The following is an 18,172-nucleotide window of genomic DNA, read 5'->3' as shown; positions in this document are numbered from 1 at the left end:
GGCGGTCCTCTCCTCCGGCAACCGGGTCAGGCACGCAGGTCTTCGGCCAGAACCGCCATCGTCTCATCAATATCTTCCAGCGTATGCTCGGAACTCAGAAAAAAGCGCAGGCGGGCCTGCCGTTCCGGGACGGCTGGATACAGGATGGGCTGCACATGAATACCCCGCTCCAGCAACCAGTTGGAAAGGCGCACCGCACGCAGGGAGCTGCCGGTTATGACTGGTACAATGGCGTTGCCGGTGCTGGCGCCTGTTTGCAGGCCGACGTCGCGTGCCTTCTCCAAAAAATACCGGCCTCGCTGCTGCAAGGTGCTCACCCTTTGCGGTTCCGCTTGGAGCACCTGCAAGGCTGCCAAGGCGGCCGCCGCCACGGGTGGCGCCATACCGACGCTATACAAAAATCCAGGGGCCAGATAACGCAGGTTTTCGACGAGGGCGGATGCCCCCGCAATATAGCCGCCACAGGCCGCCAGCGCCTTGCTGAGGGTGCCCATCCAGATATCGACGTCCTTCGGATCCAGGTGAAAGTGCTCACGGATCCCCATCCCGTGGCGGCCCAACACGCCGAAGGAATGTGCCTCGTCGACCATCAGCAAGGCCCGATGCCGATTCTTGATCTCGATAAAGCGGGGCAGGTCGGGGTAATCCCCATCCATGCTGTAGATACCCTCGACAACGACCAGGACGCGTTCAGCCTGACGCCGCTGTTGCGTCAGGATCTGCTCCAAGGCCTCCAGATCGTTATGGGGAAAGCCCAGGCGCTTGGCACCCGACAGGCTGATGCCCTGGATGATGCTGTTATGGGCATATTCATCATGAAGAACGAGATCGTTCGGCCCAAAGAGATAACCGATGCTGGTGACGTTGGTGGCATGCCCGCTCACCATCACAATGGCGTCGTCTACGCCGTAGGCCTGGGCAATGGCCCGCTCCAACTGCGTATGCAAGGGCCGCTCTCCAGAGACGATGCGGCTCGCGGAAACGGAAGTTCCATAATGGTCGATGGCCTCTTTAGCCGCGGCGTTGACCACCGGATGCCCAGACAGACCCAGGTAATTGTAGCTGGCGTAATTGACCACGGTTTTTTCCGCTATCCGGCTGTGGGCCGAAGCGGTGCCCTCATGCATCTTGAAAAACGGGTTTTCTACACCGAAGCGCGCAGCGCCTTCCTGCAACAGGCGCACTTGCTGGTAGCCCGGGTGCAGATCCCAGCGGTAAAACCGTTCCGGAATACCGCTCTCCACGACGGAACGTACCGGCGTTTGCTCCAACTGTGTCAGGCGCCTCTCCAACGTTTTCTGGATCAGCCGATCCTTGATCTGTGCCGTCAACCCCTTGGCCCCCTGACCCATCTCAGCGCCCCTCCGCATTCATGACCCATCCATCCAGGGTTGGCGCCTGGGCCTCGACGCCGTGCAGGCCCGCCAGTCGGCGCAGCTCTTCCTCGTCTATCGCCGCAACCTGCGGATATTCACCTGGACCTTGTTTCTTGCGCAACTCCTGAAGCACGCGATCGGCGAGTTTGGCCGGCGTTGGTCCTTCGGCGAGCAGCAGAGAGGGAAGCTTGACGCCCAGACGCTGTTCCAGAGCCAAGGCCAGTTCCACGCCCATAAGGGAGTCCAGACCGATTTGGGACAGGCTCTGGGTGGCTTCGATCTTTTCCATCGGCAGGCGTAAAATCTCCGCGACTTCCCGACGGAGGAGATCGGTGATGGCGGAGACCGCCTCGTCATTCGGCAGAGAGAGCAGGTATCCGCACAGATCCTCGTCGGTGGAATCCGTCGACTCGCCATGGCCCATGGCCAGATTCCACGGGGAGAACCTGGGGGACTGCGCGATGGGCAGAAAACGGCGAATCGCCCGCCAATCCCAATCCACCACCGCATCGCCGCTCACGTCCCTGGCCAGGATCTCTTCAAGCCAATCCAGTGCCGCCTGCGACGACATGGGGGCGCTGCCCAGACGTTGCTGCAGGGCCTCCTTGGTCTTCTTGTTGCGCGCCAAAAACCCCACATCGCCAATGGCGCCCCATAATATGGCGGTGGCCGGCAAACCCTGGGCGCGTCGCTGCTGCGCCAGGGCTTCCATCCAGGTGTTCGCGGCCACGTAATGGGCCTGCCCCGGATTCCCCAGAATCGTCGTCACCGAAGAATAGAGCACGAAAAAATCCAGGGATAGGGTTTGGGTGAGGTGGTGCAGATGGAGCGCGCCTTGTACCTTGGGGGCCAGGACCCGTTGGATTTGTTCTTCGCTGAGGTTCTGCGCCAGCGCATCGTCGATGACTGCCGCGGCATGGATGACCCCCCGCAATGGACCCAATTCCAGCGCGATACGCGCAAAAAGATCCGCCAACTGGGTGCGATCGGTGACATCGCAGCGCAACGCCAGGATCTCCACGCCCCATGAGCGCATCAGGACCATCGCCTCCCGGGCATGCCCATCCATCCGGCCGGACCGCGAGATCAGCACGAGCTTGCGGGCACCGCGCTCCGCCAGGCGTCGCGCCGTTTCCAGACCAAAACCGGAAAGCCCCCCGGTCACCAGATAGACCCCATCCGCGGCAAGCTGCAGCGGTTCCCCACGCAGGCGGATGTTATTCACCACAGGGAGCGGGGGCTCCTCCATGGTCACCACGATCTTGCCTATCTGGCGTGCCTGCTGCATATAACGGAAGGCCGAGACGACCGAGCGGGCCGGAAAGCAGGTATAGGGCAGCGGAAAAAAATCCCCAGCGGCAAAGCGCCCCATGACCTGGCCAAACATTTCCTGGGTCAGCGTGGGGCGTAGCTGCATCAACTGATCCGCGTCGATCCCGAAGTAACTGAGGTTATTGCGGAAAGGGCGCAAAGCCATGGGCGTGTTTTCGTAGAAGTCGCGTTTGCCCAGCTCCAGAAATCGCCCGAAGGGACGCAATATCTGCAGATTGCGGCGAATGGCCTCACCAGAGAGACTATTGAGCACCACGTCTACCCCTTCCTGGTTCGTGTCTCGCCAGATCTCCTCGGCAAAGTCGTAAGACCGGGAATGGTACAGATGGGGCACCCCCAAGAGGCGTAGAAAATCCCGTTTCTCAGGCGAGCCCACCGTGGCGTATACCTCGGCGCCCCGCCACTGGGCCATCTGAATGGCGGCGATACCCACACCACCCGCGCCGCCATGGATCAAGACCCGCTCCCCCGGCTGCAAGCGAGCCAGTTCCATCAAGGCATACCAGGCGGTGAGAAAGGCCGTCGGCATCGTGGCCGCAGCCTCCACACCCAGATGCTCCGGCCGCCGCGTGACCGCATAGCCCTTGGTGACTACATGGGTGGCGAAGCTGGCGGGAGCAAAGCCCAGCACTTCATCGCCCGGCGCTACATGGTAGACTCCGCTTCCCACCCGACTGACCGTCCCGGCGAATTCCAGTCCCAGGCCCGGCCCCGAAAAGCCGTTTTCCAAGGCTTCATCCGACAGCATTCCCAAGGCGTACATCACGTCCCGAAAATTCAAGCCCGTGGCGCTGACCAGCACCTCCACGTCGTCTTCCGCCAGGTCCGGAGGGTTAAAACGTGCCCAGTGAAGATTGCGTAACTGCCCCGGCGCGGCAAAACGCAGTTGCCGTGGCGCCCTGGCCGTGATCTCCAGGGCCGGTTTCTCCCGCACTCGCGGTACGTACCTGCCCCCATGTCCGTCCAGAACGATTTCCGTCTCGCTATCGGGACGGACGCACTCCCGCACGAGATGTTCCAGCAATGGAGGGGTGGGCTCGCTCTCGGTCAGATCCAGCACGCGCAGGGCAAGCTCCGGCAGCTCGTTTTGCAGTGTCCGCGCAAAGCCGGTGAGGCCCGCTCCATGGAGGGGTTGCGCCATCCCGTCCGTCATGGCGGGCGGCAGGGAGGAGGGATACAGCGCCGATAGGCCATGGCGGGTGAGCACCCACACCGAGGGTGGCTCCTCCTGGCCCAAGGCCCACTGGCTGAGGGCGCGCAGACTCTGGCATTGCTCCCCCAGCAAGCGGCTCATGGACATCTCGTCGGCGGCCGGAAAGAGTCCGGGGAAATACAGGACACCCTCCCAGGCATCCACCTCTTCCCTGGACAGGACGCGCAGGGAATTCTCCAGTTCCTGCACGTTCGCCGCCTCCAGAGTGATCGTTTTGAAGCCTTGCTGCGCAAATTCCAATTCCAGCGCCGCCGTCCAGGGGGACTGGTGGTCATCGCCACACGCCTTTTCCCCCACCAATAGCCACCGGCCCTTGGCGCCCGGCTCGGGCTGGGCAGTCGGAAGGGCGTCCTCACTTTTTCTGGCGAGAAGCAGGTAGGGACCCGTGCGCAGCACATTATCCGGACCCAATAATCGAGCGTCCACGAAGCCCATTTGCGGCAAATCCGCCTGCAGTTGGGCTGCAGTCAGAGACTGTCCGGCGTCGGCATCCCGACACTCCGCCAGGGCCGTCATCCAGGGCTCAGGATGCACGCCCAGCAAAAACAGCAGCCCCTGAGGCGCAAGGCAGTCCCGGGCCATATGGATCATTTGCGCGGCGCTATCCGCATCCATCCCGTCCACCTGCACCCAGGCGAAATGCACGGTGGGCCGTGGGTCTGGCGCGGGTAAGGTACCTGCCGCGGGAATGGTCAGGGATTGCCATTGGGCTTCGCGGGCCGTCTCCGCCTGGGACTCCAGAATCTCTGCTCCGGGACTCGCGTAGTACAGGTCGCAGCAATTTTCCCGGGAAAGGGCCTCCGCCGCCTGCACTATCCAGTCAGGTCCATGGGCGTTGATCTCCATGATCCCCAAGCGGGAGGATGGGGCTAGTTGGGCGCATCGTTCCTGCGCAAAACGGGTGACCGCCGCGTGGATGGGGTCATTGACGGTTTGCAGGATAGTCCTGACCAAAAGGTCCGGATCCAGGCGCGGCGCAGCCGCGCGATCATGGTCCCCATAGTCCGCAGAAGAGGCGGCAAGTGCCAAGCCCGCGCTCCCCACCTGTAGGGTGAGGGCGGAAAACTCCGGATAGTCCCGAATCAAGGTCATCCAAATCTGCCCGGCGGAAATAGGCTCTTCGTCCGCAAAGGCAGGCATGGTCTCTGCTACGGCCTCGCCCCCGCTCTCGCTCAGAAATGCCTGGAGCAGCGCGTCCAGAAGGGGTGCATATTCGTCCCGATAGCGGTCCAAGGCATGCTGAACGTCTCCCCTCCCCAGAGCCGCCTGCAATGCCTCCGCCAGCGCCGCGACAGGCAGGGGGGTGGCCCCTTGCAGCGCTTCCCGGCGCGGCATGGCCACGAGTTCCGTGGCGATGAGTCTCAACGGCTCGTCCGGAGTACGCAGCAACTTCACCTGCCGCATGCGCACCCCTTCGCACAGCGCGACCACCGTCCCTGCGGCATCCATCAGGGTAAATTCCGCCAGGATGGAATGGGGCGAACGGCGGAGCAATCGCGCGCCGGCCCAGGCGACTTGGGTCAGCGGTTGCCGTAGCGTGATCCTGCCCATGCGAATGGGAACGAACGCCACCCCCGGGTGGTCGACGATATTATCGTGCAAGAGATCGATAAAGAGCTGAAAAGCGCCGTCCAGGAGCGCCGGATGCAGGTGAAAGCCGAGCTCAGAGGTCGCGATGCCCGAGGGCAAGGCCATCGCCGCCCACACCGCATCACCACGGACCCAGCCTTGGGTCACCGTCCGGAAGTTCGGCCCGTAGAGAAGTCCAACGGATTCCGCGACGCGATAGTGTTGTTCTCCATCAAAGTCCGGCGCGCCTTCGGGCCTCTCCAAGGCAGGCCGACGCAGGCGCAGATCCTTCCGCTCCGCAACGATGCGGGCCTTGGCGTGCAGCGTCCAGTCCTGGGCGAGGCGGTCGCGGGAGAGGGCCTGAACCTCGCCACTGGCCGCATCCAGCGTCACCCGCAGGACCTTGCCACTTTCCTCGTTCAGCGATAGGGGCGCCCATATCTCCAGATCTTCCAGCACCAGGAGCGCGCTTTCATCGCCCTGCTGACGGGCCGCCGCAAGAAACAGCTCCACATAACCCGCGCCAGGGAAAATCACACCCTCCCCAACCCGATGATCGGCCAGAAAAGGCAAACGGGCCGTATCGATGTCCTGCTCCCACTCATGCTCATGCTGGGGCACGGGATGCCCCAGGAGGGGATGCACCGGGTATCGATATAGCGTCCCGGCAGACTCTTCGGTAACCGGGTGCCAGTAGCGTTCCCGCTCCCATGGATAATGAGGCAAGTCCACAAAAGGACCAGGCTTCGGGTAAAAACGGGACCATGCTACCGGAACCCCGGTAACGAATACCTGTTGGACAGCCGCCAAAATTCGTTGCGGATGATCATCACCGCGCTGCAGCGTGGCGATGATGCGCCCCTCCCGTTCGCCCTGGGTCAAGCCATCCTGTAGATAACCGCGCAGGACTGGATGCCCTCCCAGTTCTACAAAGACATTGAAGCCATCGGCCAGTATCTGTTCGGTGGCCTGTTGAAAACGGACGGGGTCGCGGATGTTGGCCCACCAATAGTCCGCAGCGAGGGCTTCCCCCGGCAGGCTAGCGCCACTGACCGAAGAGTAGAAGGGAATATTGGCCTCGCCCGGTCGCAATCCGCACAAAGCGGCGAAAAGTTCTTCCCGGACATCTTCCATCACGGGACTATGAAAGGGATACTCGACGTCCAGACGCTTACATGCCGTCCCTTGCGCGCGCAGGCGGGCCTCCATCTCGCTCAAGGCCACCGTGGGACCGACGACGGTAGCCCCGCGCGGGCTGTTCCAAGCCGCAATGTCCAATACTTCCGCCAGATCCCATTCCCGTAGCAGCTTCCGCGCCGCGTCGGCCGCCAACGCCACCGCCGTCATCTGCCCCCGCCCCCGGCTCTGCTCCTGCAAACGGCTGCGATGGAAGATCACCTGAACCGCATCCTCCAGGTCCAAGGCGCCACAGGCCCAAGCTGCCGCCACTTCTCCCACGCTATGACCAGTTACCGCCACCGGCCGCACCTCCCAAGAGCGCAGCATTTGGGTGATGCCGACCTGCAGGGCAAAAAGGGCCGGCTGGGCATGACCGGTCAGGGCATAGCGATCCTCGCCCAAAGACCCCGCCAACTCATCGACGAGACGATACCCCGCCAGAGGGAAGAAAAAGGCATCGATCTCTTCGATGGCTTGTCGGAATATCGGCTCGGACAGCAACGAACAACCCATGCCGAACCATTGACAGCCGTTTCCGGAGTACGCAAAAACCGGGCCCCGGGGATCTGCCAGGGCGGTGTCCATGACGACTCCCACACTTTTGTCGTCATGCGCGGCAAAGGCAGCCAGGCGGTCCACAAGGTCATCGTGGCCCTCGTGCCAAAAAATCGCCCGGTGACGCAGCCAGTCCCGGCGAAAATTGGCCTGATACAGCGTGGCGTACCAGGACGTCTCCGGTTGCGCCGCCAAAACCCGGGCCAGATCCCCCGCCACCTGCTGGAGTGCCACAGGGGTCGCTGCCGTCAGTACCAAGGGCAGCGGGCATTCGGGCGCAGGAGTGACTTCTTCCGCCTGTACCGGCTCGGCGCTTTCGAGGATCACATGGGCATTGGCGCCGCCAAAACCGAACGAATTCACGCCGATCACCAGCCGGCCCTCCCCTTTCAGGGCGAGGTTCTCCGTCACCACCTCCAGGCGGTTTTCCGTCAATTCCAGTCGTGGGTTGAGACGTTCCACGCCGATGGTGGCGGGCACCTGGCGTTTCTGCAGGCAGTGAATGGCCTTGATCAGACTGGGTACCCCGGAAGCAGTCTCCAAGTGGCCCAGGTTGCTCTTTACCGAACCGATGGGCAGTGGGTAGCGGGGGTGGCGATGGCGGCCCAACGCCCGTCCAATCGCCGCCACCTCGATGGGATCGCCCACCGTGGTTCCCGTCCCATGGGCCTCCACGTAGTCGATAGCCTCAGGGTGGATACCCGTCGCGGCATAGGCCTCTTCCAAAAGTTGGGCCTGGGCCTCGACGTTGGGAATCGTCAGCCCACCCTTGTGTCCATCGGTGTTGATGGCGGTATGGGCCACCACCGCCAGGATCCGGTCGCCATCGCGCAAGGCCTGATCATAGCCCTTGAGCACGAAGACCCCGCCGCCTTCCGCACGCGCATAGCCATCGGCCGCAGCGTCAAAGGGTCGGCAGCGGCCGCTCGCCGAGAGCATGGACGCCCTGGAAAAAATCAGAAAGCCATAAGGATGCAGATGCAGGCTGATGGCCCCGCTCAGCGCCAACTCGCTCTCACCGCGCAGCAGCGACTGGCAGGCCTGATGAAAGGCTACCAGCGCCGACGAGCAGGCCGTATCCACCACCAGACTTGGCCCCCGCAGATCATAAAAGTAAGACAACCGGTTGGCGGCGATACTCGCCGTCGAACCCGTAGCCGAGTTGGACCCGATAGCCGCCAGATCATCGGCCATCCTATACGCGTAGTCGGTACTCGCCACACCCATAAAGACGCCGCAACGACTCCCGCGCAAAGAGGAAGGCGCGATTCCGGCATGGGCAAAGGCTTCCCAACTCATCTCCAGCAACAGGCGCTGCTGCGGATCCATGGCCGCCGCCTCGCGCGGCGAAATGCGAAAAAACCCCGCATCGAAGCCCGCCACATCCCCCAGCGAACCCGCCGCGAACGTCACCGAAGTTCCCGGATGGCTCCGCTGCGGATGCTCCAGATTCGCCGTGGCCCAACGGTCCTCGGCCACCTGCGTCACCAGATCCCGCCCCGCCAGCAAGTCTTCCCAGAAAGTGGCGTCAGACGTTTGCGGCAAGCGTGAGGCATAGCCGATGACGGCAATTTTTTGGTTTTTCATAGGCGGTTCACGAAGTTTTCAAATTCAGAGAGATGGCCAGTCCATCCATTGGGTACACAATCTGCATGACTCAGCCCCGGGAACTTCATCCATTCAACCAGTTTATCAAGAATACAGGAAACCGCTGGTCAAGTCAGCGCCACGCCCGCGGCGCCCACCCGACAATCGCCGCAAATAGGCAGGAGTGCGTGATTTGCACATAACGGCCTAATAGACGCGGATTATGATGTCTATCCCTGTTTCACTCCCCGCAAAAACGCTTCCCACTGGGGCAGGATGCGTTCGGGCAGGTAGCGGGCGCTTTGGGCGGCGCCACTGGCGCGGAGTTGGCTTTGCAGGGCGTTGGCGTCGGGGCTGTAGATGATCTGACGCAGGGTTTCTACCAGGCTGGCGGTGTCGTAAGGGTCGAAGTACCGGGCCGCTTCGCCATAGACCTCGCGATGTACCGGAATGTCGGAGGCGGCCACCACACCACCGCAGCGCATGGCCTCCGCACCGGAGAAATCAAAGCCTTCGCCCACGCTGGGACAGACGGTCACCACCGCCTGCCGGTAGAGCAGGCGCAGGGCGTCGGCGGGGATACCATAAAGCAGGAAGAGGTTACCCTGCTCGATCCACGGCAGGAAGCCCTCCAACGCGGTCTGGTAATCCCAGCCGATATGCCCCACCAGAATCAGCTTCAGCTCCGGATCCAGCATGCCGCGCAAGGTTTCCCATGCGGCCAGCAGACGGGCGTGGTTTTTGCGCGGCTCGATGGTGGAGACCATGAGCACGAAGCGCGTCCCCGGCCCCAGGGCGCGGGCATAAAAGGCGGTTTTTTCCTCTTCGTTATGGAAGACGCGGGCCAGCGGATAGATTCTGCTCTTACCCGTCACCGTACCCCCCACCTTCCCCTCATACTCGCCATGCAAATGACGGCGGACGATGTCGGGAATCCGTTCGGGCTCAGGCTCTGCGGGATAATAGTGGGCGGGCAGCATATTGTGGATGGTGTGGGCCCGCGCCTCCGCCTCGGGGAAGAGACTCAGCAGATCGCGCCGTGTGGCATCGGACACGCAAACGAAGTGCCCGCCGGAGCGCACGTTGGCGGCCATGGCCTGAAAGTGACTGCTTTGATGAAAGGCGCGGTCGGAGATGGTATGGGGCATGAGCACCGGGATGGCATCGTGGTAGTGCACCACCAACGCCGTGCCCGCGCTCACCCGTCCGGGAAAAGGCGTCTGCGCCACAAAAACATCCAGCCCCCGCGTATCCAGCACTGGATAGCGGGAACGGGACAAGACCTGCGCCCGCTCAATACCCACCAGATGCATACGCCGCCACGGATAGGCACAAACCCGATAATCGCTTTGCAATACCTGTTCACGGTCAGCAGCGGGCAGGCTCCGGCCATAAAGCTCCTGCCAGACAAAATCGCGGAAATGCCGGGTCTCAAAGTGCCCTAAGGGAATCCTCCCCAGCCCGGTCCAGGCACCCCAGCGCAAGCGCCAGGTCTGCCAGAAGTGATCGAGCCACTCGGCGACATCGCCTTTCCAGTCCAGCGCGCTGCGGCCCTTGAGGGATACCACCACCCGCGCAAAGCGATGCACCCGCTCCGCCTCGGAGAGTGACACGCTGCCATACACCCCGCCGCGCACGCTGCGTTTGGACATCTGCAGCAGGCCGGATAGTTCCAAATCCGGCAAGGTGGAAAGCACCCCATAAAGCAGGCGGGTTTCCTGCGGGATACCATAAAAGCCATCCAGGGCAGGGCGCATTTCCATGAGCACACGGAGAGCATTGTTGGCGTTATGCATAGTGGGGAAGTTTACCAGCCCCTTCGGTGACCGTCACGAGCTTCTATTTTTTTGGGGGCGCCTGCCGCCCTTTTGCGCGGAGGCTTTCGTTCGCGCGAGAACTCCTTCCTTAAGTCCGCCTCGTGGCGCGTTGCCCAGGTTGCCAGCATGAGGCCATGTTCCCGGCAGGTATTGCCACAGTCGCGCAAAAGGATAAGCCGCCAATGTACCCAACAATGGATTCATGGGATTTTCCATCATTGGTTTTGATTCTGGGGCATGGACGGCGTTTATGCCAAGTCCTCGAACGGTTTCAGGTCAGATACTTCTGCCAGAACTGTGCTACACCCGCACTATCGTTGATAGTATATGGCACAAAACCGATTTTACGGTACGTTTCCTGGGCAGGAAGATTACCCTCCAACACTTCCAGAGTCAGTTTACAGAATCCCATCTCACGTGCTTGGCTCTCAATAAAGGCAAAGAGTTTATGGGCAACTCCCTGTCTGCGAAAGCCCGGTTTGACGTAAACGTCGTGAATATTCCCCAGTGGCGCGCTGTTAAAAGTGGAAAACCCTTCAATACAAACAGCAATGCCAATCATTTCTTGCTTATTTGCGGCAAAATAAACACGAATCCACGGGCGACGCATGAGGTCCTCTACCAGCTTTTCATGGACCTCCTGGCGGAGGGGCTTCCTTTGGCCCATGTTATCTCTTGCATACAGATCGAGGAGTTCGCAAATGGCTAGACAATGATCTGCGTTTTGGTAATCCGCTTGGTAGACTTCAATCATGGACGATTCCTTGTGTTGGATGCTTCCACCATCTTGGCTAAACCCTGCAGTGCTGCCGCTTTTGGGTTGGCTACCTTATGAGCATTCTGAGCGGAGGCGAGGTTGCTGTGGCTAAGCCCAGCGAAATGATGGCTGGGGCCAACCAGACCGTCCATGTTCATTTCGATCATGGACATGCTTCGTCAGGTCGCCTTGGTGGCGATACCAATTTGTGTCACCCCAGCTTTTTGACAGGTATCCATGACATGCACGAATTGCTGGAATGGAACCACTTTATCTGCGGCGATAGTGACCTGCGTATGTTCTACATCACCGTCAGCACTGAGGAAACCCTGTAACTGATCCAGGGTCATTTGTTTGCCTTTAACAATGACCTTACCCGATTTTTCGATATTGATGACAAAATGTGGATGAGGCAGTTCCTTGGCTGTGCTGGAGGTCGGTAATTGCAGCTTGAGGCCTTTATCAGTGATCATTTGCAAGGTGATCATGATAAAAAAGACAAGTAAAAACAACATCACGTCAATCATTGGAATGATTTCGACCCGACCCTTTTTGCTGTTTCTTCGACGCGGAATCATGATGCGCTCCTGAGTATCTTTGAAATGAAAATCAAATGTTGTTGGGTGCCCCGTCCAGACGATTGATCAGCAGCAACTTAATCGATTCAAGCTGTTGTATGGTTTTATCAATCGCGTTGTTAAATGCATTGAAAGTAATCAGGCCAACCATAGCAATAAACAAACCGGACGCGGTAGCGATGAGGGCATCCGCCACACCACCGGTAACCTGAGTAGGTGCATGCCCTGGGGCCGCCAAAATGGAAAACGCATGGAACATACCGAGGATCGTTCCGAACAGGCCTAAAAGAGGCGCCAAAGTCACTGTCGTATCAAGAATCCACAGACGCTTATCCAGGAAAGGCGTTGTCAGGAAAATAGCTTCGTCAAGACGATTATCAAAGGCCTCTCCACGAGCACTACCATAATGGTGAACCAGATCCATGTGGCGATAAGCCGCAGTGATAATTTGCTCTTCAGGCTGACCTCTGGCCTCCTGCATCAATTCTTCCAGTTTTTCAGTGGTCAGTTTGCTGACCTCTGAGAGCTGATGAATGATGGTCTTGCCTTTGCGTAAGGCCGAGCGCATGAACCAGGCTCGATCAAAAATAACTGCCAGTTCGGTGAGAAATAGGAGGGCTAACACATAAAGCACCCCATCCGAGTAGTTGGCGAGATGAATGATATATTGGAATGACATAATTTTATTCCTCTTAATGGCGATATTAATTGAGTTCACGAAATATCTATTGGCACCGTGAACGATAAAGTGTGAGGGGGCATGTGACTGGTAAATGCCGGAAACGTGCTGTCCGACACAGCAGCCAGAGCAGCTTTGCGAAGCAGGGGATTATGTGAACCGCCCACGACGTGCACGTCTGTCGCTTTTCCACCCGCTGGGCCTAATTTGAAGCTGACAATCACCGTACCATGCAAACCCAGTCGTTTAATAATGGCTGAGATATGAACATTATTGCGTACCTGCGATCTGGCTCCAGCACCATAAGCTCCTACCCCGCTATATACTGGAGTGGGTGGAGGTGGCGGTGGCGGTGTTTTGATCGGCGGAGGCGGCGTCTTCACCACTTGTTTGGGGGGTGGCGGAGGCGTCGGAGGCGGCGGCTTTACGGGCAATGGTGCAGGACGATGTACCACAGGAACCGGTATTTTAACCGGTTTGGGTGGATGCGGCACAGGTTTTACCTTGGGCGGCGGGGGTGCTGGAGGCGGTGGTGGCGGCAGGTGAACGATTTTTACACTGATCACCTTGGGTGGTTTCTTAGGTTTTGGTTGATCATGCGTAATCAGAATGAGACCCGCCACCAGCGCAATTTCTACCGCCAATGCACTGATAATGGCATAACGAAAACTTTTGGATTGACCCTGATAACTCCAGCGGGAAGGCTTCTCAGGAACCTTGGAGGGGGTAGGTTCACCCACTAAATCACCTCTATTATTTTGTTTGGTATACTAAAAGTTATGAACAATGACATTATGGTTATTTCTTTGAATCATCCGGAATCGCTGGATTCTAACACACAATCAAGCCTTGTGAGTAAACGACTGATGATTTTTTTGCGACCTTCCTCCCCAAAAAAACGGATGACCAACCGAGTACAGGAGATGTCATGATGCAGAACAGGCTCTTCATGAAGTTGAATGCTGCGCATGGAAATACCTCGATTGGAGAATACGGAGGAAATCAGAAACAGTGTGCCGGGCTCGTCGCGCACTATCAATGTGATTATCTGTTCTGGTAAGGCATCACAATCTAAATGTTCCATCGGTTTAATTTCTCCTTTATGGACTGTGCCGACTGATGGAAAAGCTGCTGTTCCCCATCAGAAAGTGTCATGGGGTAAACGGCATCCCATCCTTTAGGGCTAATGACCACCGGCGCTCCAATCGGACCTTTTACCTGCAGAAACTCGTCGGCAAGTGAAACCTGAGCGGCAATCACCGTATCCTTGCCACTTAACATGGATTTGATGAGATCCACGCTGGCATTCGCTGTTGCTATGTCTGTCTTGGCACCAGCAAACAAGGTTAAAAATGGTCCAATCATGAGTCTGACATCTGGCGGAAGAGTATCAAAACGCCGGAAAGCTTCGGCTATATCACCGCTTTGTGCGATCTTTATAATCTCGTTACGCATCCGAATCAGGGTTTCGGGGAAGTCGCGACTACTGGTGCTACTGCGCACTTTGCGGATAGCACATATCGTTTCATTATCGGAAAATCCTTGTACCGTGATGTTGCTCCAGAGCGGTACCATCCCGTCACCGTGTTCGCCAAGTACCATGGCGCGGACAGCTTCCCGGGATACATTGATCGAGCGTGCCACTTCCCGACGAAAGCGCAGGCTGTCTTGATAAGCACCCATTCCGACAATCCTATGTCGGTCATAACGCTGAGAAAAGACTTCCACAATCAATTCGACGGGATTAGTGACCACAATCACCACCTCGTGACCATGACCATATCGAGCCAAAGCATCTGCATATGGTATAGAAATCTGCTGGTTGTATTTAGCTAATTCATCACGGCTGGGTGGAGCTTTATTTGGGTCGCTATGCGCTTGGAGAGTTGCCCCGGCAGTCATGACGATGATATCGGCGACAACCTCTTCGGGCTGCAGTGCGATATCAATAATAGGACAGTGCTCGGCAAAAGCGTCTTTTAGATCCTGGCGAAATCCGTACAACGCATTGCCACTGCTTCCATCTCGTCTTCCTACCAGTTGCAGGCGATCTGTAGGTAGCAGAAGACGCTCCAGCAAAATCCGGCTGGCGATATGCTTCCCGGTGCTGCCATTGGCGCCAATGATAGATATATCCATATGGTATAGATCTCGCGGTTAGCTAAGGCCAGGTAATAAACGGATCAGACCCTGGCAGATAAAACGAACAGCTATTGCACCCAGAATGAGGCCAGCAATTTTAGTTATGATTTCAATACCTATTTCACCAAAAAAGTGGGAAATATGATGTGCGTTATACATTGCGACGTACGCAGCAAAAGACGCAATAAGGACGTCGATGAGTATAAGTCCGTAACTAAAAAAAGTGTGAGCGTTTTGTCCATAAATAATGACCGTACCAATGGCTCCTGGTCCAGCCAGCAGAGGGATGCCTAGTGGTGTTACCAACCGCCCGCCGTTGTAAGTGCTGGTGTGGCCTTTGGCAACAGCGGTGCTGAAAAGGTCGGTAGTCAACATCTGGATGGACATTAGTAAAAGCAGTAGCCCTCCGCTGACTCTAAATTCGGCGATGCCAATATAAAAGTAGCGAAGAATATCATTGCCAAATAGTGTGCTAATAATAAGTACAAAAGCGACAACAATAGAAATATTTTTGGCTGTCCTTTTTTTTTGAACAGTGCTTTGATCACTGGTAAGTGACACAAATATCGGAACAATACCGATGGGATCCATCAGTACAAACAGGGTCACTAACGTTTGTATGAAAATCTCTATATTTGTGGAATTCACCAACTATTCTCGTTAACTAATGTTCTAAAATTTGACCCGGGCGTTGGACCGGGTCGATTAAGATGCTTAACTTAACTGAAAACTAACATTATGAGAAGCGCCCAGATAGACCAACCTCAATAAAACGAGGCATGCCGGGGTATGCTTCTGCATAAGGGTTACCTACAGCAGCAAAAGCATATTCCTTATAGGCTTGGTAGTAATGCAGGTAGTAGTGACTATCCAACAAGTTATCGATATTCAGACTCACAGTTACGGATGACAAGTGATCCTGATGAATTGGAACCTTGTAGCTAGCCTGGAGGTTAGTCAGGAAGTAAGGTGCGAGCTTTACGCCAGGATTAGGCGTGGTCGCGTCCTGCAGCAGTGGGTTGGACTCCGTCGGTGGTAAGTCGTAAGTGGTCACCTGGGGTCCAGTGTAACTCTCCATCAAGGCAGCATGGAAGTTATGATTGTGATAACCCAGGCGCAATCCCGCAAGCCAATTTGGTACAGAAGCAAGAGGATCGCCCGCGAAAACATAACCATACTGCCCTTCAAATGGCGTCACATTGGCAGAGAAACTATTCATGTACTGAGCATCCGTATAAGAGACATGACCAGAAATCGCCCACTCTGGATTGATTTCATATTTCCCAGCCAACTCCAACCCTTTCATCTGCTCTTCTCCGACGTTGGCGTATTGCGAGTAGCCAGTAAGGTAGTTCGTATAGAAGGAGAACATTCCGTGCATATTTTGTAAAAAGCCGTCGAAATTCAGATAAAGATGTTTGCCTACATATCGCAGCCCTGCTTCATAAGCGTTGACGGTTTCTGCGCCAGGGGCCAGGGTTGTACTCCCGGATGGACCCAAAACATAATCAGCTACTGGAGCAAAACGTGCGCCCTTCCCATAACTGGCATAAGCAATGACCTTGTGGGTGATATCGTAGGATAAACCTAAATATGGAAGCACCTCTTTATCATAGTTGGAAAGAGTATAGGAATTTGCTGGCGTTCCGTATTGGTTGACAGGAACGTAGTTGCTAGTACTTACACCGGTTAGAGTGACACCAGGCTCAATATGCAGCCTGTTATTGAACAGATTTATTTTGTCTGATACGTAGCCGCTATAAACAGTTCGTTGTTGTTTACTGTTGGTTGGAGATGCGGGATTTCCGTAAGAATTATATCCATAAAGTTGTGGCATAGCCAATGTGCCATAAAAATAGTTTCCTCCTCCTGGACCAGCAGTTTCCTGAGCCACCAATGCACCAACCGTGATATCATTGTGGGGGATAAATATGTTTATTTTTGGTGCTATACCAATTGTGGTATTCCCAGTAATATTGATTTGCGCGGCTTCACCCGCAGGATAACTGCCAAATACAGCGACGGGATTATAAGTGTGGGGGATGACGCCGGGAGCCGCTGCAGTCGGAGGTAGTGCTCCATAGCCGGAATAAGGGTTGTTGAAATTCACCTGATATGGATATGATTCATTAATCAAATTAGGATCCAAATATCCAGCGAGATAGCTATGTTTATGAATATAAAATGCCTTGGCACCAATGACTAGGTGACTATTGATATAAGTGCTGTCACCTATTATAGCAGTCAGATATTGGTTCTTCTGTAGAGTGCTGGCTTCCGACAAGGGATAATTATAAAAAATCCCGTATTTGTCTAATTGAGCCACTGCGTTGGGTGCGCTAATCAAATAGCCATGTGCAGTATTATAAATGACCGTGCCGGTAACTTTCGACAAGCCGTAGTCATACGGCTTAATTGCGGTAAAGAGAAAATCTGTATAACGGGCGGGTGTATTCTGAATATAGCCATTTGTCTGGGTTTGGCTTAACCGGGTATACACGCGCAGACCATCTGTACCAGGAATCTTCCCCGAGCTTGCGTCAAAACCATATGTATCTGTTGAAAATGATCCCACCTTGGTGAAAATATCCGCGTAGCGTTTTTCTGGAGGGGTTTTGGTGTTGTAGGAAACTGTACCACCTACTGTCGCAAAACCTCCGCGATCTGGCGGAGCAACACCGGGGTAAACATGAATTCCCGATATTTGTCCATTGCTTATGACCGTCCCGATATTGTTAGACAGATATGCACCTTGCCCACCAGACAACAGGTCTGTCATTGGAATGCCGTCGAGGGTTTGGGCAAGCTGGCTCATGCGCACCCCACGTACGGTCAGCACCGGTGTACCCGGACCAATATTCTGCTGATATTCATTGACCGATGGGGTTTGTTTCAAAAGGCTATATATACTTTCCGCCGAACTGGAATGTTTGATCTGGTCAGGACCGATGACGGACATGGCTGAGGCGATATTGCGCTCGCCAACCAATATCTTCTCATATTTCTTTTTTATTTCCTTCAGTTTGACCACTCTTTTAGTGTGGGCGCTTTTGGACACCTCAGAATTTTTTGTTGTAGATGCAAAAGCTGCTGAGCTGAGCGCGGGATAAAGGGCAAACATGGTTGCCGTGAGCAATAACCTACTGACCTTGGGCACACGATGGTCTGCATACGTCACTTTGATGGAAGGATTGTTCGGCTTTAAAGGCATTATTTTATCTCCGATAAAACTAATACATACCAATATTTCTCTCAAGAACGTTCCAGCTCAAATGGTTGTTTCACCGTGCCAGGAAAATTCTACGTGCCCATTACAGCAAATATTGTGCCAATTGTACGAAAGCCAGGAGGGTTTCGTGGTGTCGCTGGTGGCGTCTGCTGGTAGAGC

The 18,172-nt window shown here is 56.2% G+C and carries 12 protein-coding genes; all 12 read right to left on the bottom strand.

Features of this window, described 5'->3' with window-relative positions; translation table 11 throughout:
* Positions 1-26 precede the first annotated feature (26 nt).
* The gene (locus tag AFERRID_RS04765) at positions 27-1,352 is read right to left on the bottom strand and encodes an aminotransferase class I/II-fold pyridoxal phosphate-dependent enzyme (protein WP_126604491.1); all 1,326 of its coding nucleotides are present in this window, start codon (positions 1,350-1,352) and stop codon (positions 27-29) included.
* Position 1,353: 1 nt separating this feature from the next.
* Positions 1,354-8,811 carry a type I polyketide synthase gene (locus AFERRID_RS04760; protein ID WP_126604490.1) on the bottom strand — a complete coding sequence of 2,486 codons (7,458 nt, stop codon included), beginning with the start codon at positions 8,809-8,811 and terminating at the stop codon, positions 1,354-1,356.
* Between the two features lie 230 nt (positions 8,812-9,041).
* Complete coding sequence (locus AFERRID_RS04755) at positions 9,042-10,607, bottom strand: glycosyltransferase family 4 protein (RefSeq protein ID WP_126604489.1); 1,566 nt, start codon at positions 10,605-10,607, stop codon at positions 9,042-9,044.
* A 292-nt stretch (positions 10,608-10,899) separates the two neighbouring features.
* The gene (locus AFERRID_RS04750) at positions 10,900-11,382 is read right to left on the bottom strand and encodes a GNAT family N-acetyltransferase (RefSeq protein ID WP_126604488.1); all 483 of its coding nucleotides are present in this window, start codon (positions 11,380-11,382) and stop codon (positions 10,900-10,902) included.
* Positions 11,379-11,558, bottom strand: a complete 180-nt coding sequence (locus tag AFERRID_RS04745; RefSeq protein ID WP_225981859.1) for an N-succinylarginine dihydrolase — start codon at positions 11,556-11,558, stop codon at positions 11,379-11,381. The genes AFERRID_RS04750 and AFERRID_RS04745 overlap by 4 nt, the downstream gene beginning before the upstream one ends.
* Before the next feature lie 6 nt (positions 11,559-11,564).
* A complete protein-coding gene (locus tag AFERRID_RS04740; protein ID WP_126604487.1) occupies positions 11,565-11,963 on the bottom strand; it encodes an ExbD/TolR family protein in 399 nt (132 codons plus the stop codon).
* A gap of 31 nt (positions 11,964-11,994) precedes the next feature.
* Positions 11,995-12,642 (bottom strand): MotA/TolQ/ExbB proton channel family protein, encoded by a 648-nt coding sequence (locus AFERRID_RS04735; RefSeq protein WP_126604486.1) that lies wholly within the window; start codon positions 12,640-12,642, stop codon positions 11,995-11,997.
* Between the two features lie 35 nt (positions 12,643-12,677).
* Positions 12,678-13,382: an energy transducer TonB gene (locus AFERRID_RS04730; RefSeq protein ID WP_126604485.1), complete on the bottom strand. Its 705-nt coding sequence runs from the start codon at positions 13,380-13,382 to the stop codon at positions 12,678-12,680.
* Positions 13,383-13,453: 71 nt separating this feature from the next.
* Positions 13,454-13,726, bottom strand: coding sequence for an ACT domain-containing protein (locus tag AFERRID_RS04725; RefSeq protein WP_126604484.1), 273 nt, complete (start codon positions 13,724-13,726; stop codon positions 13,454-13,456).
* Positions 13,714-14,781 carry a malate dehydrogenase gene (locus AFERRID_RS04720; protein WP_126604483.1) on the bottom strand — a complete coding sequence of 356 codons (1,068 nt, stop codon included), beginning with the start codon at positions 14,779-14,781 and terminating at the stop codon, positions 13,714-13,716. The genes AFERRID_RS04725 and AFERRID_RS04720 overlap by 13 nt, the downstream gene beginning before the upstream one ends.
* An 18-nt stretch (positions 14,782-14,799) precedes the next feature.
* Positions 14,800-15,432: a MarC family protein gene (locus tag AFERRID_RS04715; RefSeq protein ID WP_126604482.1), complete on the bottom strand. Its 633-nt coding sequence runs from the start codon at positions 15,430-15,432 to the stop codon at positions 14,800-14,802.
* An 88-nt stretch (positions 15,433-15,520) separates the two neighbouring features.
* The gene (locus tag AFERRID_RS04710; protein WP_126604481.1) at positions 15,521-17,995 is read right to left on the bottom strand and encodes a TonB-dependent receptor; all 2,475 of its coding nucleotides are present in this window, start codon (positions 17,993-17,995) and stop codon (positions 15,521-15,523) included.
* Between the last annotated feature and the right edge of the window lie 177 nt (positions 17,996-18,172).

It is taken from the genome of Acidithiobacillus ferridurans, assembly GCF_003966655.1.
Lineage (GTDB): Bacteria > Pseudomonadota > Gammaproteobacteria > Acidithiobacillales > Acidithiobacillaceae > Acidithiobacillus > Acidithiobacillus ferridurans.
Note: the sequence above shows the minus strand (reverse complement) of the source record. Positions and strands in the feature narration are given on the sequence as shown.